Genomic DNA, 17,906 nt, shown 5'->3' on the forward strand with positions numbered 1-17,906 from the left:
TCCTACGCCGGCTGTCCGAACAGTTCCCTCAGGACGTCCTCCATCGTCACCAGGCCCGTCAGGCGGCCGTCGCTGCCCATGACGCCCGCGAGGTGGGTGCGGCTGCGGCGCATCGCCGTCAGCACGTCGTCCAGCGGGGTGCTCTCCCGGACGCGGGCGATCTGCCGCATGTCCTCCACACGGAACGGCACCTCACGGGGGATCGCGTCCAGCGCGTCCTTGACGTGCAGATAGCCGACGATCCGGCGTCCCTCGTCGACGACCGGGAAGCGGGAGAACCCCGACTCCGCCGACAGCCGCTCCAGCTCCTCCGGAGTGACGCCCACGCGTGCGTAGACGACCCGTTCCACCGGCAGGACCACGTCGTGGACGGGCCTGCGGCCCAGCTCCAGGGCGTCGCGCAGCCGCTCCTGGGCGCGGTGGTCGATGAGCCCCGCCGCGCTGGAGTCCTTGACCAGACGCGAGAGCTCGTCGTCCGAGAAGGTCGCCGCGACCTCGTCCTTCACCTCGACCCGCATCAGCTTCAGCAGCGTGTTGGCGAACGCGTTCACCGCGAAGATCACCGGACGCAGCGCGCGGGACAGCGCGACCAGCGGCGGTCCGAGCACCAGCGCCGTCCGGACCGGCTCCGCGAGGGCCACGTTCTTCGGCACCATCTCACCGAGCAGCATGTGCAGATACGTCGCCAGGGTCAGCGCGATGACGAAGGAGACCGCGTGGCCCGCGCCGGAGGGAACGCCGACCGCGTGGAACACCGGTTCCAGCAGGTGGGCGATGGCGGGTTCGGCCACGATGCCGAGCACCAGGGTGCACAGCGTGATGCCGAGCTGCGCGGTCGCGAGGAGCGCCGAGACGTGTTCCAGGCCCCACAGGACGCTCCGCGCCCGCCGGTCGCCCCGCTCGGCGTGCGGTTCGATCTGGCTGCGGCGCACCGAGATCAGCCCGAACTCGGCGCCGACGAAGAAGCCGTTCACGACGAGCGTCGCGAGTCCGATCAGCAGTTGTACGGCGGTCATCGCGCGCTCTCCTCGGCATCGTGCGGGGCGTGCAGCAGGACCCGTGCGGCCCGCCGTCCCGAGGCGTCCACGACGTCGAGCCGCCAGTCGTCGGCCTCGACCGTGTCGCCCTCGGCGGGGATGCGGCCGAGCTCGGCCGCGATGAACCCGGCCAGGGTCTCGTACGGCCCGTCGGGCACCCGCAGTCCGACGCGGGCGAGCTGATCGGTACGGGCGGACCCGTCGGCCGAGTACAGGGTCCGGCCGTCGGTGTCCGTACCGGCCGGGGCGAGGTCGGGCGTCTCGTGCGGATCGTGCTCGTCGCGCACCTCGCCGACGACCTCCTCGACGATGTCCTCCAGGGTGGCCACTCCGGCCGTGCCGCCGTACTCGTCGATGACCACGGCCATCGTGCGCCGGCCGGCCAGCCGGTCCAGGAGCCGGTCGACGGTCAGCGACTCCGGTACGAACAGCGGCTCGCGCATGATCTGCGAGACGGGCGTCTGCGTCCGGCTCGCGGCGTGCACGGTCAGCACGTCCCTGATGTGCGCGACCCCGACGACCTCGTCGAGGCTCGACCGGTAGACGGGGAACCTGGACAGGCCGGTCGCCCGGGTCGCGTTCGCCACGTCCTCGCAGGTGGCCTGGACGTCCAGCGCGATGACCTGGACGCGCGGTGTCATCACGTTCTCCGCGGTCAGGTCGGCGAGGTTCAGGGTGCGCACGAACAGCTCGGCGGTGTCCGCCTCCAGCGCGCCCTCCTTGGCGGAGTGCCGGGCGAGCGCCACCAGCTCCTGGGGTCCGCGAGCGGACGCCAGCTCCTCGGCGGGCTCGAGGCCGAAGCGCCGTACGACGTGGTTCGCGGTGTTGTTGAGGTGCGCGATGAAGGGGCGGAACGCGGCACTGAACCAGCGCTGCGGGGTCGCCACGCGCTTGGCCACGGCCAGCGGGGAGGAGATGGCCCAGTTCTTGGGCACCAGCTCGCCGACGACCATCAGGAAGATCGTCGAGAGGGCGGTGCCGATGACCAGGGCCACCGAGTTCGAGGCCGAGGCAGGCACCCCCAGCGACTCCAGGGGCCCGGCGATGAGCTTGGCGATCGAGGCCTCGGAGAGCATGCCGACGACCAGGTTCGTCACGGTGATGCCGAGCTGGGCGCCGGAGAGCTGGAAGGTCAGGTTGCGTACGGCCTTGAGGGCTCCGGAGGCGCCCCGCTCGCCGCGCTCGACGGCACGTTCCAGTTCGCTGCGCTCGACCGTGGTCAGGGAGAACTCGGCCGCCACGAAGCCGCCGCAGGCCAGCGACAGCAGAACTGCGACCAGCAGGAGGAACACTTCGGTCATCGGGTCACCTCCGTCCCATGATCGGCCAGGGACAGGGGGACCGCGCGATGTCCGCTGTCGCCGTGGGGTCCACGGCCGCGGGTACTGGGAGGCTCGCCCATGGGCGGACGCTCACACCTTTCGTCGGAGGAACGATGGTCCAACAAGGGTAAAGGATCGGCAAAGGGGATTCCCCGCCGGCGCCGTCCGCCTGTGGAAACCCCCTCCGCCGACCCTCCGTCCGAGCCGTCCGGACCCCTTGGGTCCGCGTCCGCGACGCCCTGTCCGCCCGGCGTCGCGTACACGCCCTAGGGCGTGTCCGTGAACGGCTTCACCCAGCGCCGCCAGTGCTCCTCCGGCGTGTACCCCGAAGCCCGCCAGGCATGGTGGGCGGTCTCGTTGCGCTTCAGCACCATGGCGTCACCGCGCCGCCCCCCGAGCCGTACGAAGCGCTCCTCCGCCGCGGCGAGCAGCGCGGAGCCGATGCCGAGGCGCCGCCGGTCCGGGTGCACCGCCAGCCGGTACAGATGGCAGCGCCAGCCGTCGAAACCGGCGATCACCGTGCCCACCAGTTCCCCGGCGTGCTCGGCGAGCAGCAGCGCTTCGGGGTCCCGGGCGAGCAGCCTCTCCACGCCGTCCAGGTCGTCACTGATGCTGGCGCCCTCGGCGGCCACCTTCCAGAAGGCGAGCACGGCGTCGAGGTCCTCGGGCCGCGCGGCCCGTATCCGCAAGTCGGTCATGATCCGATCCCATCACGCGGACCACGGGCCGGAACGGTATTTCCGCCATGCGGACGCCTACCGGCCGCGCAGCGCGCCGACCACGGGGGCGAAGGTCTCCAGGTTCGGCTCCAGGACCGTCACGTACGAGAAGCCGTAGCGCTCCCGCAGTTCGAGGACCCGGCCGACGATCTGCTCGAGCGTGCCGATCAGGACGACGGGCAGGTCCAGCACCTCGTGCTCGGTCAGCTGCGGGAGCCGGTCGAGCCACGGTCGGACGGCGGCGCTCCGGTCGTCGGTGACGGCGACGATCTGGACCAGCAGGTTGAGTTCGGCGGCCTCCTCGCGGGCGGCGGACGCCTTGCGGTACACGGAGACGCGTTCGTCGAGCTCGGCCGCGGTGAGCGGTTCCAGCTTGCCGTTCCGCCCGGTGCGCGCGCCGGTGAACGCGGCGATGTCCGCGTGCTCCGCGGCGACGCGCAGCATCCGGTCGCCGTTGGCGCCGATCAGCAGGGGTACCCGGGGCGGTCCGCCGGCCGCGGACCCGGGAGCCTTCCCACCGGGCCACGGCGTGCCTTGGTGGAGCGGTCCTTCCGGGTCGAGGAGAACCTTCAGTTCCTCGACCGTGTGCAGGAGGTGGTCGACGCGCTCGCGCGGGGTGCCCCAGGGCAGGCCCGCCGTCTCGTGCTCGGCGGCCACGTAGCCGGTGCCGAGGCCGAGTTCGAGGCGGCCGCCCGTCAGGGCGTCGGTGGTGGCCACCTCTCGGGCCAGGAGGGCGGGGTTCCAGAAGCCGGTGTTGAGCACGAAGGTGCCGAGCCGGGGACGCTCGGTCGCCGCCGCGGCGGCGACCAGCGAGGGGAAGGGGGCGGGCATGCCCAGATGGTCCGCCACGGTGATCACGTCGTAGCCGAGGGACTCCGCGCGCCGGCACGTGGCGGCCCACGCCTCCCCGGTCGCCGGGGCGATCAGGCTGACACCGAAGCGGAACGGGCGCGACATGGATCATCCCTTCCTCGTGGGCTCGCCCCGGCCGAGGTGGACCGGGGCGAGCGGATCGGTGACCGCGCGGGGCCGGGGCCGGCCCCGCGCGGTCACCCTCGGGCGATGGCGGTGAGCGGGTTCAAGCGGGGCGCGCGAACGCCCCCTGTCCACCAAGGTTCATGCGAGGCACGGGCACGACCCCGTGGTCACCAAGCTTCATGAGGGGCATGGGCACGACCCCGCCGTCACTCGTGCGCGATGGCCGTGAGCACGTTCATGCGGGACGCGCGCAGGGCCGGGAGCAGGGCCGCGACGATGCCGACGACGGCCGAGCCGATGACCACCGCGACGATCGTGGTCCAGGGGATCGCGAGCGCCTTCATGCCCTGGAGCGCCAGCACCTGCTGGACGCAGACGCCCCAGACGACCCCGAGGGCCAGACCGAGGACCGCGCCGAACACGGCGATCACCACGGACTCCAGACGGATCATCCGGCGCAGCTGGCGCCGGCCGAGACCGATGGCGCGCAGCAGTCCGATCTCGCGGGTGCGCTCCACGACCGACAGGGCGAGGGTGTTGACCACGCCCAGCACGGCGATGACGATCGCGAGCCCGAGCAGCGCGTACACGAGGTAGAGCAGCACGGCGATCTGGTCGTGGACCAGCTTCTTGTAGTCGGCCTGGTCGCGGACCTGGACCTGCGGATACGGCTCCAGGGTCTTCTCCAGGCGGGGGCGCAGCTTTTCGGGGGAGGTGCCCGGGGCCGCGTTCACGTACAGGGCCGAGTCCTGGCCGCCGGGCACGTACTTCTCGATCGTGCCGAAGCCGAAGACGAGCCCGCCCTGGGTCCCGAATCCGCCGCCGCCCTGGTCGGTGAGCGCGCCCACGGTCAGCTCGGTCCTGCGGCCGGCGGGGAACTCCACCGGGATCGTGCTGCCGATCCGTACGTCGTGGTCCTTCGCGAAGTTCACGTCCATGGCGATGCCGCCCTCGCCGAGCGCCGCCGCGGTGCCGCCCGCGGCGTACGTGATGTGGGCGACGTCGTCCAGCCGCGGATCGTAGGCCGCGGCCGTCGTCTCCACCCGCTTGCCGTCGGGCAGCTTGATCGCGACCGGGGTGAACCGCTGCCGGACGACGAGGCCGACCCCTTCGGTGGCGCGGATCTTGTCGGTGACCTCGTGCGAGAACGGCACGAAGTTGGCGTTCTGGAGCACGAAGTCGGCGCCGAGGGTCTTGTCGATCTGCTGGTCGAAGGACTTGCTCATGGACGCGCTGGCCACGGACATCCCGCCGACCAGGGCGAGACCGACCATGAGGGCGGCGGCGGTGGCACCCGTACGCCGTGGATTGCGCAAGGCGTTCCGCTGGCTCATCCGGCCCACGGGACCGAACAGTGCGGGGAACGCGCCGCCGAGCACGCGGATGACCGGACGCACGAGCAGCGGCCCGGCGATCACCGTGGCGATCAGCGTCAGGACGACGCCGAGTCCCAGCAGGGAGGCCGCGGTCGAGGTCTTCGTCGCGGCCGCGCATCCGGCGAGGGCGGCGGCCCCCGCCGCCCCCACGACCCCGCCCACCACGGCCCGGACCCGCAACGGCCTTCCCACGCCCGCGACTTCGGCGTCCGAGAGGGCCGCCATGGGGGAGACGGCCGCCGCACGCCTGGCCGGCAGATAGGCCGCCACGTAGGTGACGCCGACGCCGACGACGTACGCCGCCACCGGGGTCGGCCAGCCGATCACCATCTCCGTGGACTTGAGGTTCATGCCGAAGGCCGTCATCAGCTTGATCAGCCCGACCGCCAGTCCGATCCCGGCCGCGAGGCCGAGGGTCGAGCCGACCAGGCCGAGGAGCAGCGCCTCGGTGAGCACCGACCGGCGCACCTGGCGGCGGTCGGCGCCCAGGGCCCGCAGCAGCCCCAGTTCCCGGGTGCGCTGGGCGATCAGCATGGAGAAGGTGTTGACGATGAGGAATATCCCGACGAGCACCGCGATCCCGGCGAAGCCGAGCATCACGTACTTGATGACGTCGAGGAAGCCGCCGAGCGACTCGGCGGACGACTTCGCCTGCTCCTCGGCGGTCTTCACCTCGTAGGCCCCGGACCCGAGTTCGGCCTGGACGCGCTGCTTCAGCCGGGCGTCGTCAACCCCCTTCGCGGCGTCCACGGAGATGCTGGTGGCGAGTCCGGGGCGGCCGAGCAGCTTGGTCTGCGCGGTCGGGGTGTCGAGGAAGATCAGCGCGGCACCGGGGTTGGTGGTGGTGAAGGTCGCGATGCCGACGATCCGCACCCGGAAGGAGCCGGGCTGCGCCTGCACGGTCAGGGTGTCGCCGACGCCGAGGTGCTTCTTGTCGGCGGTGTCGGCGTCGAGCAGCGCCTCGTCGGCGCCGTGCGGTTCGTGCCCGGAGGTCAGCTTCACCGGACTGCGTTCGGTGAGCTCCCAGTTGGTGACGATGGTGGGGGCGCCCGTCGTCGGCCCGACCGACTTGTTCGCGCTGTCGACGACGGGGGCGTTCTCCACCGAGGCGTCCACATGCGTGGCGGCGACGCCCTCGACCTTCGCGAGCCGGTCCGCGAGCGAGGCCGGTACGGTCTCGGTGGCTCCGGTGGGCAGTTGGGACTTCAGGTCGTTCTTCGGCTCCACGGTCACATCGGCCGCGGTGGAGGCGAAGAGCCGGTCGAACGTACGGGTCACCGTGTCCGAGAAGATGAGACTGCCCGCGACGAACGCCACGGACAGCACGATGGCCAGGGCCGAGAGCAGCAGCCGCCCTTTGTGCGCGAGGAAGCTGCGCAGTGTCGCCTTGAGCACGAGGGCCTCAGTCCTTGTCGGGGGTCGCGTCGCCGGGGGCGTGCTCGGGAGCGGTGCCGCCCGAGCCGTCGTGGGCCGGGCCGCCGACCGGGGGAGCGGTGCCGTCCGTCCCGGCTCCGGCCGTGCTCCCGCCGGCGCCCTCGGGCCCGGCCCCTCCGGACGCCTCGCGCCCGCCGTCGAACGTCACGCGGGCCGTGTCGAAACGCTTCATCCGCTCCAGCACGGCCTCCGCCGAGGGCCGCTCCATCTCGTCCACTATCCGCCCGTCCGCGAGGAAGAGGACGAGGTCGGAATGGGCGGCGGCCCCGGGGTCGTGGGTGACCATGACGACGGTCTGGCCCAGCTCGTCGACGGCCTCGCGCAGGAATCCGAGGACTTCCAGGCCCGCCCGGGAGTCCAGGTTGCCGGTCGGCTCGTCCGCGAAGATCAGCTCGGGCCGGGAGGCGAGCGCCCGAGCGCAGGCGACGCGCTGCTGCTGACCGCCGGAGAGCTGGGCGGGCCGGTGCTTGAGGCGTTCACGCAGCCCGAGGGTGTCGATGACCTGGTCGAGCCACTTCTGGTCCGGCTTCTGGCCCGCGATGTCCATGGGCAGCGTGATGTTCTCGGCCGCGTTGAGGGTCGGGATCAGATTGAAGGACTGGAACATGAAGCCGATCCGGTCCCGCCGCAGCCGGGTCAGCTCGCGGTCCTTCAGCCCGGTGATCTCCGTATCGCCCAGCCACACCTGCCCGGCCGACACGGTGTCCAGGCCCGCCAGACAGTGCATGAGCGTGGACTTCCCGGAGCCCGAGGGGCCCATGACGGCCGTGAAGCGGCCGCGCGCGATGTCCACGTCGACCGAGTCGAGTGCCAGTACCGCGGTCTCGCCGGAACCGTACGCCTTGGTCAGACCGCGGGCGCGGGCGGCGATCCCGTCCCCCTCCGCGCGGCCGGGAATCTGCTCGGCAGCAGCTGTGGACAAGACCGCCTCCTCGGTGATGGATCGTCCGGACTCCTCGTCCGGCCCGAGCGTAGTGTGATCGGAGGCACACCCGGTATCCCCCCTAGGTGCCGCACGGTCTCCGCCCCAGGGTGTGGCCCTGATATCGATGTAAGGGGCAATCTCCACCGTGGGGTTCCCCGGACCAGGCCCCCTTGCCACCGCTAGCGGTATCGCGCTAGCTTCGAAGGATGGCGAAGACTCAGCTGAACGTCCGGGTGGACGAGGGCACCGCGAGAGCCGCCCGGGAGCGCGCCCTGGAACGGGGGATGAGCGTGAACCGCTACATCGAGGAACTGGTCCGGCAGGACACGGGGGAAGTCGGCCACACCTTCGTGGAGGCCGCCGCCGATTTCATGAAGCAGTACGAGTCCGTGTTCGCCGAGGAGTTCGGTCCGGACCGTGAAGGCACCAGCGAAGGTCGTCGTTGATCCGTTGAGCAGTCTCAAAGTCGATCTCGCCTGGCTCCTCATGATCGCCGAACAGAAGACACCGGGAGACCCCCAGGTCACCGACTGGGGAGCGCTCGTCGCCGCCGTCGCCCGGCACGAGGCCGAGGTCCTCGGCATTCCCGTCTACGACAGCCCGCACGCCCGTGCCGCCGCGCTGCTCCAGATCCTGCTGCACGTCCCGGCGCTGGAGCGCTCCAACGCCATGTTCGCCTCGGCCGTCGCCTACGCCTATCTGGTGGCCAGCGGCCTGAAGGTCGTGATCTCGCCCGAGCAGGTGCGGGAACTGGCCCGTCTGGTCAAGAACGGCGAGGCCACCGTGCACGACATCGCCGACGAACTGCGCCGCTGGAGTCTGTGAGCGCGGCCAGTGCCCGTCCCGTGCGGTTCCCAGCCGTGCGGTGCCCGAACCCGTGCGGTGCCCGGCCCGTGTGTGCCCGACCTGTGCGGCCGTCAGTCGAGCGGCCGCCGGGCGGTGCCCAGGACGCAGTACGACGTGGGCAGGCGCGGTCCTTTCTCCGGCATCAACAGCCGCCGGTACGGGCCCAGTTCGAAGCCGGCCTCACGCAGCGCGGCGATCGGCTCGCGGGCCACGTGACAGCCACCGCACAGCCGCGGCCACACCGTGGCGTCCAGGCCCCGCTGTACGGCGCCCATGACCCGTCCGCCGCCCCGGCCGTGCTCGAAGAACCGCACCGTGCCGCCCGGCCGCAGCACCCGCCGCACCTCGGCGAGCGCCCTCGGCACGTCCCGCACGCTGCACAGCACCAGCGAGAGCACGGCGGCGTCGTACGCCTCGCTCTTGACCGGCAGGGCCTCCGCCGCACCCGGCGCCACGTCGACCGGCACTTCGCAGCGCAGGGCCGCCTCCACCGCCAACTGCCGCAGCAGCCGCTCGGGTTCGATGGCGACCACTTCCGAGACGGTGCCCGGGTAGCGGGCGAAGTTCAGGCCGTTGCCCGCGCCGATCTCGATCACCCGCCCGGACAGTCCGGCGAGCAGCCGGTCGCGCACCCCGCCGATCCCCATCCGGGTCTCGGCGCGGACGCTGAATCGGGCGTAGGAGCGGGCGAACACCGGATGGTGCACGGCCTCCGCGGAGACCTTGCCGGAGTCGGCCGGCCGGAACGGCTTGAACGGCATGACGAACCTCCCGGGAGACAGGGCTCACCGGGATTGTCCCCCCGGGACGTCCGCCGCACGCGCCGCGCGGGGCGCGCGCCCCGTGTCGCCGTCCGGTCGGTCCGTGACCCGTCGCCGTGACGGCCGTGGGCGGCGCGTACGTCCGGTCGCCAGTCGTACGGCCGTGCCATCGCGGTCGAAGGGTCGCCCCATCGAGGTCGAACGACCGCCCCGTTGTTCAGCCGATCAGCCGATCAGCCGCCTGGACACCTAGCCGTTCAGCCGTTCAGCTGCCCTACCGCTTTGTCGTTGGGCCGTCCGGCCGTGGTGCGCCGGACGGCCGGTGACGGGTCAGGCCGGGTGGGCCGCCGTGAAGACCCCGGCGTTCCAGCGTCCGCCGAACCGGTGGTCCAGCCAGCCCGGCGCCGCGGCACGGAACTCCGCGGGCGCGAGGGCACCCGCGCCCGCCGGGACCGCGCCCAGCAGCGGCGCCCCGGACGTGGCGGGCAGGTCCGCGAGGTTGCAGCGCATCGCCAGATCGGGGGAGTCCGGCCAGCTGCCGATCACGACCCCGGCGAACTCCAGCTCCCGAAGCCGCAGTTCACGAGCCGTCAGCTCCGTCGTGTTGAGGGTGCCGAGCCCCGCCGAGGCCACGACCAGCACGGGCGCGTCCAGCAGCCGGGCCACGTCCGCCAGCGTCCCCTCCGCGTCGTCGAACCGGACGAGCAGACCGCCCGCGCCCTCCACCAGCACCAGATCGTGCTCGGTGGCGAGCTTCGCCGCGGCCTCCGCCGCCGACTCCGGGGACACCGGAGCCATCCCGGCCCGCCGGGCGGCCGTCGCGGGCGCCAACGGCTCGGGGTAGCGGCCCAGTTCGAGGGTCGTCACGGCACCGGCGAGCCGGGCCACCTCGTCGGCGTCACCCCGCTCGTGCGGTCCCACACCTGTCTGGGCGGGCTTCAGGACGGCCACGGACCGCCCGGCGGCGAGAGCCGTGGCGGCGACCGCGGCCGTGACGACCGTCTTGCCCACCTCCGTGCCCGTGCCCGTGATCACCAGTACCGTCATCTCAGCCCTCCCGAGCCGCCGCGCAGACCGCGCGCGCGATCCGTGCCAGGTCCGTGTCGCCGGTGACGTACGGCGGCATCGTGTAGACGAGGTCGCGGAACGGCCGCAGCCACACGCCCTCGCGCACCGCGGCCGCCGTCGCCGCCGCCATGTCCACCTCGTGGTCGAGCTGCACGACCCCGATCGCACCGAGCACCCGGACGTCCCGGACACCCGGCAGCGCGGCGGCCTCCGCCAGCCCCTCCGTCAGTCCCGCCCCGATCCGCTTCACCTCGGTCCGCCAGTCCTGCGCCAGCAGCAGGTCGACCGAGGCGCACGCGACCGCGGCGGCGAGCGGATTGCCCATGAAGGTCGGGCCGTGCGCCAGCACCGGAACGTCACCGCGCGAGATGCCGTCGGCCACCCGCGAGGTGCACAGCGTCGCCGCCATCGTCAGATAGCCGCCGGTCAGCGCCTTGCCGACACACATCACGTCCGGGGTGACGCCCGCGTGGTCCGCCGCGAACAGCTCGCCCGTACGGCCGAATCCCGTGGCGATCTCGTCGAACACGAGCAGGACGTCGTGCTCGTCGCAGGCCTCGCGCAGCACCCGTAGGTACGCGGGGGAGTGGAAGCGCATCCCGCCCGCGCCCTGCACCACCGGCTCCACGATGACCGCGGCCAGCTCGTCGGCGTGCCGCCCGATCAGCTCGCGCAGGTGATCCGCGTACGACTCCTCGTACGCGGCCGGCGGCGCGTCGGCGAACACCTGGCGCTGGAGCACGCCCTGCCACAGCTCGTGCATCCCGCCCTCGGGATCGCACACCGACATGGGCTGCCAGGTGTCCCCGTGGTAGCCGCCGCGCCAGGTCAGCAGCCGTTGCTTGCCCGGACGGCCGAGCGAGCGCCAGTGCTGGAGGCACATCTTGACGGCGACCTCGACCGAGACCGAGCCGGAGTCGGCCAGGAAGACGTGCTCCAGACCGTCCGGCGTGATGTCGACCAGCCGCTTGGCCAGCAGGACGGCGGGCTCGTGGGTGAGCCCGCCGAACATCACATGGCTCATGCGCTCGAGCTGGCCGCGCGCGGCGTCGTTCAGGACCGGGTGGTTGTAGCCGTGGATGGCCGACCACCAGGACGACATGCCGTCGATCAGCTCGCCCGAACCGTCGGCCAGCCGCAGCCGGACCCCGCTCGCCGACTCCACGACCAGCGGCTCCTGGCGGCCGGGCATGGGCCCGTAGGGATGCCAGACGTGCCGCCGGTCGAGGTCGAGCAGTTCCCGCACGGACAGCTCAGGCATTGGGCGCGAGGTCCGTTCCGGCGCCGCGGCGGCGCACGGAGACGAGGTCGGTACGCGCGTCGGCGGGCGCCTCGGCCGCGGCCGTGGGCACCGAGCCGCACACCCCGCCGCCCTCGTGGGAGCCGCAGCCCGCCTCGGCGCCCGTCCCGCAGCCGGCGCCCTCGTGCGAGCCGCACCCGCTCTCGGCGTGCGATCCGCAGCCGCCGCCGGACGGAGCGCGGTGCTCGGGCAGGGTCACCTCGCCCGCGTTCTCCACTTCGAAGCCGGCGTCCGCGATCATCTCCAGGTCGGCCTTGCCGGCCTGGCCCTCGCTGGTGAGGTAGTCGCCGAGGAAGATCGAGTTGGCCAGGTGCAGGGCGAGCGGCTGCATCGTGCGCAGATGCACCTCGCGGCCGCCGGCGATGCGGACCTCGACGTCGGGGCAGACGAAACGGACCATGGCGAGGATGCGCAGACAGCGCTGCGGCGTGAGGTTCCACTCCTTGGCGAGCGGGGTTCCCTCGAACGGGATCAGGAAGTTCACCGGAACGGAGTCGGGGTCGAGCTCGCGCAGCGCGTACACGACGTCCACGAGGTCCTCGTCGGACTCGCCCATGCCCGCGATCAGACCCGAGCAGGCGGACAGGCCCGCCGCGTGCGCCTTCTGGACGGTGTCCACCCGGTCGGCGTACGTGTGGGTGGTCGTGATCTCCCCGTACGTCCCCTCGGACGTGTTCAGGTTGTGGTTGTAGGCGTCCGCGCCCGCGGCGCGCAGCCGCTCGGCCTGGCCGTCGGAGAGCAGACCGAGGCAGGCGCACACCTCGACGTTCTCGTTCTGGTCCTTGATCGCCTTGATCGTGTCGGAGACCCGGTCCACGTCACGGTCCGTCGGACCGCGCCCGCTGGCCACCAGGCACACCCGCTTGGCGCCCCCGGCGAGACCGGCCGCCGCGGCCTTGGAGGCCTCGTCGGGCTTGAGCCAGCTGTACTTGAGGATGCCGGCCGTCGAGCCGAGACGCTGCGAGCAGTACGAGCAGTCCTCCGGGCACAGGCCCGACTTCAGGTTGACGAGATAGTTCAGTTTCACCCGCCGGCCGAACCACTGCCGGCGTACCTTGCCGGCCGCGGCCACCACGTCCAGCACGTCGTCGTCGGAGGTGGCCAGTACGGCCAGTGCCTCGTCGCGGGTCGGCAGCTCGCGCCGAAGCCCCTTGTCCACCAGCGTGTTCAGCAGGTCCATGAGGTCCGATCCTGGACCATGCGACCGCTCCCGGCCAAGGAGAGTTTGCACAACAGAGATGGTTCGACGTGTGGGTATTGCCACATCATGCGCCGACGGGGTGACCGCTAGGGTCTGTTCACTGCCTACAAATCACCGCCACCGCACCGCAGCGAGACCCGGAGGAAACATGGCGTTCGGCTGGATCGACGAGCAGGCCGAGGCGCGCCGCCGGGCCGGACTCGTGCGTGTGTTGCGCCCCCGGCCGGCCCAGTCCCCGCTCCTCGATCTCGCGAGCAACGACTATCTCGGCCTGGCCCGCCATCCGGAGGTCACCGAGGGCGCCGCCGAGGCCGCGCGCCGGTGGGGCGGCGGCGCGACCGGCTCCCGGCTGGTCACCGGCACCACCGAGCTCCACGGCGAACTGGAACGCGAACTGGCCGACTTCTGCGGCTTCGAGTCCGCGCTCGTCCTGTCCTCGGGCTACGCGGCCAACCTCGCCGCCGTCACCGCGCTCGCGCCGTTCGGCTCCCTGGTCGTCTCGGACGCGGGCAACCACGCCTCCCTGATCGACGGCTGCCGGCTCGCCCGCGGCACCACCCAGGTGGTCCCGCACGCGGACCCCGACGCCGTGCGCAAGGCGCTCGGCACCCACGAGGGCCCCGCCGTCGCCGTCTCCGACACCGTCTTCTCGGTGGACGGCGACGCCGCCCCGCTCGCCGGACTCGCCCGCGCCTGCCGGGAGCACGGCGCCGGGCTGATCGTCGACGACGCGCACGGACTCGGCGTCCTCGGCGACGGCGGCCGGGGCGCCCCCCACGCCGCGGGGCTCGCGGGGGACCCCGACGTCGTCGTGACCGTCACGCTCTCCAAGTCGCTCGGGAGCCAGGGCGGTGCCGTCCTCGGACCGGCGGCGGTCATCGACCATCTGGTGAACGCGGCGCGCACCTTCATCTTCGACACCGGCCTCGCGCCGGCCGCGGTGGGCGCCGCCCTCGGGGCGCTGCGGCTGCTGCGCCGAGAGCCCGAGCGGGCGGCGCGGGCGCGCGAGGTGGCCACGGCACTGCACACGCGGCTGACGGCGGAGGGTCTCTCCGCGGTACGACCGGATGCGGCGGTCGTCTCCGTGCGGGCACCGTCCCCCGAACGGGCGGTGCGATGGGCGGCCGACTGCCGCGAGGCGGGCCTCGCCGTCGGCTGTTTCCGTCCCCCGTCGGTGCCCGACGGCGTTTCGCGGCTGCGGCTGACGGCCCGTGCCGACCTCACCGAGGAGCAGATCGAGCACGCGGTGGATGTGATCAGCCGGAACCGGTGAACCTGCGAACCGGTGAATCAGGTGGTCATGTGGAGCGGTGAACCGTGCGGGGCCGGTTCAACCCGGTGATGAACCCCTCCCAGACGTCCGGGGGGAACAGCAGGGCGGGTCCCGCGGTGTTCTTGGAATCGCGTACCGCGACCAACCCGGACCATGGTCCGGCGCCCGGCCTGGCCGTCTCGACGCAGTTGTTCATCCCGGTACTGCGGCTGCTGCGCAGCCATCGCACATGGCGCAGAGAAGTGCTGGAGGGTACGTACCGAGGCATTGCAGACATGACGTGTGCCTCCTTACGTGTCGTCGCCTATCGCGGCGATGTAGTCCAACGAGTCCTCGGGTGAAAGGGCGTGGAACTGAAGGGCGTTGAAGGCCTCGGCGTAGGCCCGGAGGTCTTCTTTCCGTTCGAGATAGAGGCTACTCGTCAAGTGGTCGAGAACGACAACATCCAGATCGGTTGTGTTCGGAAATGAGAAAATAACGAAAGGACCGGTTACGCCGATGTGCGCCCCGGCGGCGAACGGCAGTACCTGGAGCCGCACTTGGGGCAGAACGGCGGCCTCCCGCAGCCGGCGCAGCTGGCGTGCCATGACGTCGGGGCCGCCGACCTCCCGGCGTAGCACCGCCTCGTCCAGGACGGCGGCCAGCTCCAGGGGCGGGTTCGAGCGCAGGACGTCCTGCCGGGCCAGCCGCACCTCGACCAGGGCGTCGAGCTTGCTCTCCTCCAGCCCGTCCACGGCGGCCCGTGTCACCGCGCGGGCGTACTCGGGCGTCTGCAGCAGTCCGGGTACGACAGAGGTCTCCAGCGTGCGCATACCGCTGGCGCCCGACTCCAGGCTGATGAAGTCGCGGTAGGCCTGCGGGAGCACGCCGCGGTACGCGTGCCACCAGTGGTGGCGGCCGTTGCCCTCGGAGCCCGCCAGCACGACCAGGAGTTCAAGCAGTTCGGGATCCTCGACGCCGTACGCGTGCAACAGCCGTTCCACATCGGCCGGTTTCACCCCGCTGGTGCCGGTCTCGATCCGGCTCACCTTCGACTGGTGCCAGCCGAGCAGTCGGGCCGCCTCACCGCTCGTGAGGCCCGTGCCCGCGCGCAGCGCGCGCAGTTCGGCGCCGAGTTTGCGCCGGCGCACCGCGGGACCGTGCTGCATGTTCGTTCTCCTTACTCCCTCCAAGTCGCCCGAATACGCTCTGCCGACGCAGAGTTCACCGCATCGAGCGACAGATATATGCATTACTCGGTGGATCGCACCCGCGACCGCCCCGGTAATGGCAGTCTGGCGCAAGCACCAGTCCGGGACCGTACTCGAACCATCCGCTCGGTGTCGGGCTCCGGTCCCGTGGGAAAGGGACGAACGTCGCCATGGCAGACCATCAGGAAGCATCCGTCACACTGCCGAGCGAACCGGCCTCGGTTTCCGTGGCCCGGAAATTCGTCGCCGAAGTGCTGGCCGAATGGGGCCTGCCGCGCGACGGCGAAGTCGCCGAGACCGTCCGGCTGATCGTGTCCGAACTGGCCACCAACGCCGTCCAGCACACGTTCGGGCAGTCGCCCACCTTCACGGTCGGCGTGCGGCTGGAACGGGAGGAGCTTCTGCGCATCGGCGTCACCGACAGCCATCCGCGCTTCCCCAAGCGACTGCCCGCGGCCGTCCAGCAGGACAACGGCCGGGGCATGGTGATCATCCGCTGGCTGACCGCCGAATCGGGCGGCAGGCTCTCCGTCCTGCCGACCCGGGAGGGCGGCAAGACGGTCTCCATCGAACTCCCGTGGACGGTTCCGGTCCGGCCGGTGCCCGCCGGGTGGCCTCAGGAGCCCTGAGACACCTCGTCCCGGCGTCCGGGGGCGTCGGGACCGCCGCCCGCCCGGTGTCGTCCGGCCCGGCCGAAGGCGCCGCGCAGCAGGGCCCGGAACGCGTCGGCGGCCGGTGCCGCGCCGTCCGTCCGGTGGACGACCGAGATCGTACGGCGCAGGTCTCCCGGCTCCAGCAGTCTGGTGCCCACCGGCGTGGCCGCCGTGGCCGCCACCATCTCGGGGACGACCGCGACCCCGAGCCCGGCGCTGACGAGCGCGCACACGAGGGCGTACCCGGGGGTCTCGACGAGCACCGCGGGGGTCGCGCCCGCCCGGGCCAGCGCGGCCTCCACCTCCTGCCGGGGCGGATGGTCCGGGGCCATGCTGATCAGCGGCTGCCCGGCCAGGTCCGCGAGCGGGAGCCGCGCGGAACCGCTGGCGAGCAGGTGACCGGGGGCGGTCACCAGGACCAGCTCCTCGACCAGGACCGGCTCGACGCCCACCGACGACGGGAGCGGTACCGGCGGGGCGGGCTGGTAGGTGTGCGTGAGGGCCAGGTCCACCTCGCCGGCCGCGACCGCCGCGATCCCGTGCGGCGGTTCGTAGTCGGCGACGGTGAGGGCCACGTCCGGGTGGGCCCGGCGGAAGGCGCTGAGCACGGGCGGCAGCAGATGGATGCCCGCCGTCTGGAACGTGCCGAGCCGCAGCGTGCCGCCGGACAACCCGGTCAGCGTGGCCAGTTCGTGCCGGGCCAGCTCCAGCTCGTCGAGGACGCGGCGGGCCCGTACGACGAGCAGTTCGCCCGCGCCGGTGAGCCGGGTCCCGCGATGGGAGCGCACCAGCAGGGTCGTCCCCGCCTCCCGCTCCAGCTTCGCCACCTGCTGGGACAGCGCCGGCGGACTGTAGCCGAGGCGTTCGGCGGCCCGGGTGATGGACCCCGCCTCGGCGACCGCCACCAGCGCCGCGAGCCGTGTCGGGTCGTACACCGCACCCCTCCCCGGTCCGGCCATGGACCTCCGGGTCTAAACGATCGCTTAAGACCGGCCCAGGATATTCGACATACCTGCTGAAGCCCGGGCCCCGGCAGGCTGGGGGCATGGACGCACAGCTCATCGCCTTCACGGGCGTCGCCGCGGGCATGGTCGCCATGCCGGGCGCGGACTTCACCGTCGTCGTACGCAACGCGCTCGTCTCCCGCCGGGCGGGCGTCGCGTGCGCCCTAGGCATCGCGGGGGGACTGCTGCTCCACACCGCGCTGGCCGTCGCGGGGGTGGCCGCCGTCCTGACCGCCGTGCCGGCGCTCTTCCGGACGCTCCAACTGCTCGGCGGGGCCTATGTGCTGTACCTGGGACTGCGCACGCTCGTCTCGCTGGGCCGTCCGGGTGAGTCGACCACCGACGACACCGGCACGGCCGGGGGCACCCGTCCGCTGCGGCAGGGTTTCGTCACCAACGCGCTCAACCCCAAGGCGCCCATCACGTTCCTCAGCCTGCTGCCGCAGTTCGTGCCCGCGGGCAGTCCCGCGATGCCGCGGACGCTGCTGCTCGCGCTGATCGTGGTCGTCCTGGCCCTGGTGTGGTTCCCGGCGGTCGCACTGCTGGTGGACCGGCTCGGGCGGTGGCTGCGCCGGCCGCGGGCCGCGCGAGCCGTCGCGGGGCTCACCGGCGGCGCCCTCACCGTCCTGGGCCTCGTGCTGCTGCTGGAGCCCCTGGCGGGCTGAGAGGGAGCGGCGACGGCCGCGGTCGTCCGAGGAAGCCGGCCGAAAGCTGAAAGGGCGTCCGAAGGCCTCTCGGGGCCGGGGAGACGCCACGGTGGCCGGCAGGGGGCGGGGCCCAAGCGGCAGGGGCCGGCAGGCCGGCACCGGGGCGGCGAGG

18 protein-coding genes are annotated in these 17,906 nt (G+C 72.4%); 5 read left to right on the plus strand and 13 right to left on the minus strand.

Features of this window, described 5'->3' with window-relative positions:
• Nucleotides 1-2: 2 nt before the first annotated feature.
• The 6 genes from IO36_RS05230 to IO36_RS05255 all read right to left on the minus strand — a co-directional run bounded on the left by IO36_RS05230 (nucleotide 3) and on the right by IO36_RS05255 (nucleotide 7,788).
• A complete protein-coding gene (locus IO36_RS05230) occupies nucleotides 3-1,016 on the minus strand; it encodes a hemolysin family protein (protein ID WP_037616582.1) in 1,014 nt (337 codons plus the stop codon).
• Nucleotides 1,013-2,338 carry a hemolysin family protein gene (locus IO36_RS05235; protein ID WP_037616585.1) on the minus strand — a complete coding sequence of 442 codons (1,326 nt, stop codon included), beginning with the start codon at nucleotides 2,336-2,338 and terminating at the stop codon, nucleotides 1,013-1,015. The genes IO36_RS05230 and IO36_RS05235 overlap by 4 nt, the downstream gene beginning before the upstream one ends.
• A gap of 287 nt (nucleotides 2,339-2,625) precedes the next feature.
• A complete protein-coding gene (locus IO36_RS05240) occupies nucleotides 2,626-3,057 on the minus strand; it encodes a GNAT family N-acetyltransferase (RefSeq protein ID WP_037616588.1) in 432 nt (143 codons plus the stop codon).
• Between the two features lie 57 nt (nucleotides 3,058-3,114).
• The gene (locus tag IO36_RS05245) at nucleotides 3,115-4,035 is read right to left on the minus strand and encodes an LLM class F420-dependent oxidoreductase (RefSeq protein WP_037616591.1); all 921 of its coding nucleotides are present in this window, start codon (nucleotides 4,033-4,035) and stop codon (nucleotides 3,115-3,117) included.
• Between the two features lie 227 nt (nucleotides 4,036-4,262).
• Nucleotides 4,263-6,827 (minus strand): ABC transporter permease, encoded by a 2,565-nt coding sequence (locus tag IO36_RS05250; protein WP_037616945.1) that lies wholly within the window; start codon nucleotides 6,825-6,827, stop codon nucleotides 4,263-4,265.
• 7 nt (nucleotides 6,828-6,834) lie between these two features.
• Nucleotides 6,835-7,788, minus strand: a complete 954-nt coding sequence (locus IO36_RS05255; protein ID WP_063764825.1) for an ABC transporter ATP-binding protein — start codon at nucleotides 7,786-7,788, stop codon at nucleotides 6,835-6,837.
• 209 nt (nucleotides 7,789-7,997) lie between these two features.
• On the opposite strand from IO36_RS05255, the gene IO36_RS05260 reads away from it, so the two are divergent.
• Together IO36_RS05260 and IO36_RS05265 are read left to right on the plus strand one after the other, a co-directional pair.
• Nucleotides 7,998-8,237 carry a toxin-antitoxin system antitoxin component gene (locus IO36_RS05260; protein ID WP_037616595.1) on the plus strand — a complete coding sequence of 80 codons (240 nt, stop codon included), beginning with the start codon at nucleotides 7,998-8,000 and terminating at the stop codon, nucleotides 8,235-8,237.
• Nucleotides 8,238-8,277: 40 nt separating this feature from the next.
• A complete protein-coding gene (locus IO36_RS05265; RefSeq protein WP_387705889.1) occupies nucleotides 8,278-8,616 on the plus strand; it encodes a fic family toxin-antitoxin system, toxin component in 339 nt (112 codons plus the stop codon).
• A gap of 92 nt (nucleotides 8,617-8,708) precedes the next feature.
• Here IO36_RS05265 and IO36_RS05270 read toward each other — a convergent pair whose 3' ends face one another.
• From IO36_RS05270 to bioB, 4 genes are all read right to left on the minus strand, one after another.
• Complete coding sequence (locus tag IO36_RS05270) at nucleotides 8,709-9,398, minus strand: class I SAM-dependent methyltransferase (RefSeq protein ID WP_037616600.1); 690 nt, start codon at nucleotides 9,396-9,398, stop codon at nucleotides 8,709-8,711.
• Nucleotides 9,399-9,728: 330 nt separating this feature from the next.
• A complete protein-coding gene (gene bioD, locus IO36_RS05275) occupies nucleotides 9,729-10,445 on the minus strand; it encodes a dethiobiotin synthase (protein WP_037616602.1) in 717 nt (238 codons plus the stop codon).
• Between the two features lies 1 nt (nucleotide 10,446).
• Entirely contained in the window at nucleotides 10,447-11,727 is a 1,281-nt protein-coding gene (locus IO36_RS05280; RefSeq protein ID WP_037616605.1) for an adenosylmethionine--8-amino-7-oxononanoate transaminase, read from the minus strand.
• Nucleotides 11,720-12,946 carry a biotin synthase BioB gene (gene bioB / locus IO36_RS05285; protein ID WP_037616608.1) on the minus strand — a complete coding sequence of 409 codons (1,227 nt, stop codon included), beginning with the start codon at nucleotides 12,944-12,946 and terminating at the stop codon, nucleotides 11,720-11,722. Before bioB ends, IO36_RS05280 begins: the two co-directional genes overlap by 8 nt.
• Nucleotides 12,947-13,115: 169 nt before the next feature.
• On the opposite strand from bioB, the gene IO36_RS05290 reads away from it, so the two are divergent.
• Nucleotides 13,116-14,240, plus strand: a complete 1,125-nt coding sequence (locus IO36_RS05290; protein WP_037616611.1) for an 8-amino-7-oxononanoate synthase — start codon at nucleotides 13,116-13,118, stop codon at nucleotides 14,238-14,240.
• 25 nt (nucleotides 14,241-14,265) lie between these two features.
• Here IO36_RS05290 and IO36_RS44205 read toward each other — a convergent pair whose 3' ends face one another.
• Nucleotides 14,266-14,517 carry a DUF397 domain-containing protein gene (locus IO36_RS44205; protein WP_078943003.1) on the minus strand — a complete coding sequence of 84 codons (252 nt, stop codon included), beginning with the start codon at nucleotides 14,515-14,517 and terminating at the stop codon, nucleotides 14,266-14,268.
• A gap of 13 nt (nucleotides 14,518-14,530) precedes the next feature.
• A complete protein-coding gene (locus tag IO36_RS05295; protein WP_037616613.1) occupies nucleotides 14,531-15,388 on the minus strand; it encodes a helix-turn-helix domain-containing protein in 858 nt (285 codons plus the stop codon).
• A 212-nt stretch (nucleotides 15,389-15,600) separates the two neighbouring features.
• On the opposite strand from IO36_RS05295, the gene IO36_RS05300 reads away from it, so the two are divergent.
• On the plus strand, nucleotides 15,601-16,059 hold the full coding sequence (locus IO36_RS05300; RefSeq protein ID WP_037616616.1) for an ATP-binding protein: 459 nt from the start codon (nucleotides 15,601-15,603) through the stop codon (nucleotides 16,057-16,059).
• Here IO36_RS05300 and IO36_RS05305 read toward each other — a convergent pair.
• A complete protein-coding gene (locus tag IO36_RS05305; protein ID WP_051900012.1) occupies nucleotides 16,047-17,018 on the minus strand; it encodes a LysR family transcriptional regulator in 972 nt (323 codons plus the stop codon). The genes IO36_RS05300 and IO36_RS05305 overlap by 13 nt on opposite strands.
• A gap of 110 nt (nucleotides 17,019-17,128) precedes the next feature.
• Between IO36_RS05305 and IO36_RS05310 the strand changes: the two genes are divergently transcribed.
• Nucleotides 17,129-17,752, plus strand: a complete 624-nt coding sequence (locus IO36_RS05310) for a LysE family translocator (RefSeq protein ID WP_037616617.1) — start codon at nucleotides 17,129-17,131, stop codon at nucleotides 17,750-17,752.
• The last annotated feature ends 154 nt before the right edge of the window (nucleotides 17,753-17,906 follow it).

The organism is Streptomyces aureus, from assembly GCF_000725495.1.
GTDB classification, from domain to species: domain Bacteria; phylum Actinomycetota; class Actinomycetes; order Streptomycetales; family Streptomycetaceae; genus Streptomyces; species Streptomyces aureus_B.

Bases quoted from the DNA above. Each gene is read 5' to 3' on its own strand.
- IO36_RS05230 (WP_037616582.1), bottom strand. From the start codon at position 1,016: ATGACCGCCGTACAACTGCTGATCGGACTCGCGACGCTCGTCGTGAAC.
- IO36_RS05235 (WP_037616585.1), bottom strand. From the start codon at position 2,338: ATGACCGAAGTGTTCCTCCTGCTGGTCGCAGTTCTGCTGTCGCTGGCC.
- IO36_RS05240 (WP_037616588.1), bottom strand. From the start codon at position 3,057: ATGACCGACTTGCGGATACGGGCCGCGCGGCCCGAGGACCTCGACGCC.
- IO36_RS05245 (WP_037616591.1), bottom strand. From the start codon at position 4,035: ATGTCGCGCCCGTTCCGCTTCGGTGTCAGCCTGATCGCCCCGGCGACC.
- IO36_RS05260 (WP_037616595.1), top strand. From the start codon at position 7,998: ATGGCGAAGACTCAGCTGAACGTCCGGGTGGACGAGGGCACCGCGAGA.
- IO36_RS05265 (WP_387705889.1), top strand. From the start codon at position 8,278: ATGATCGCCGAACAGAAGACACCGGGAGACCCCCAGGTCACCGACTGG.
- IO36_RS05270 (WP_037616600.1), bottom strand. From the start codon at position 9,398: ATGCCGTTCAAGCCGTTCCGGCCGGCCGACTCCGGCAAGGTCTCCGCG.
- bioD (WP_037616602.1), bottom strand. From the start codon at position 10,445: ATGACGGTACTGGTGATCACGGGCACGGGCACGGAGGTGGGCAAGACG.
- IO36_RS05280 (WP_037616605.1), bottom strand. From the start codon at position 11,727: ATGCCTGAGCTGTCCGTGCGGGAACTGCTCGACCTCGACCGGCGGCAC.
- bioB (WP_037616608.1), bottom strand. From the start codon at position 12,946: ATGGACCTGCTGAACACGCTGGTGGACAAGGGGCTTCGGCGCGAGCTG.
- IO36_RS05290 (WP_037616611.1), top strand. From the start codon at position 13,116: ATGGCGTTCGGCTGGATCGACGAGCAGGCCGAGGCGCGCCGCCGGGCC.
- IO36_RS44205 (WP_078943003.1), bottom strand. From the start codon at position 14,517: ATGTCTGCAATGCCTCGGTACGTACCCTCCAGCACTTCTCTGCGCCAT.
- IO36_RS05295 (WP_037616613.1), bottom strand. From the start codon at position 15,388: ATGCAGCACGGTCCCGCGGTGCGCCGGCGCAAACTCGGCGCCGAACTG.
- IO36_RS05300 (WP_037616616.1), top strand. From the start codon at position 15,601: ATGGCAGACCATCAGGAAGCATCCGTCACACTGCCGAGCGAACCGGCC.
- IO36_RS05310 (WP_037616617.1), top strand. From the start codon at position 17,129: ATGGACGCACAGCTCATCGCCTTCACGGGCGTCGCCGCGGGCATGGTC.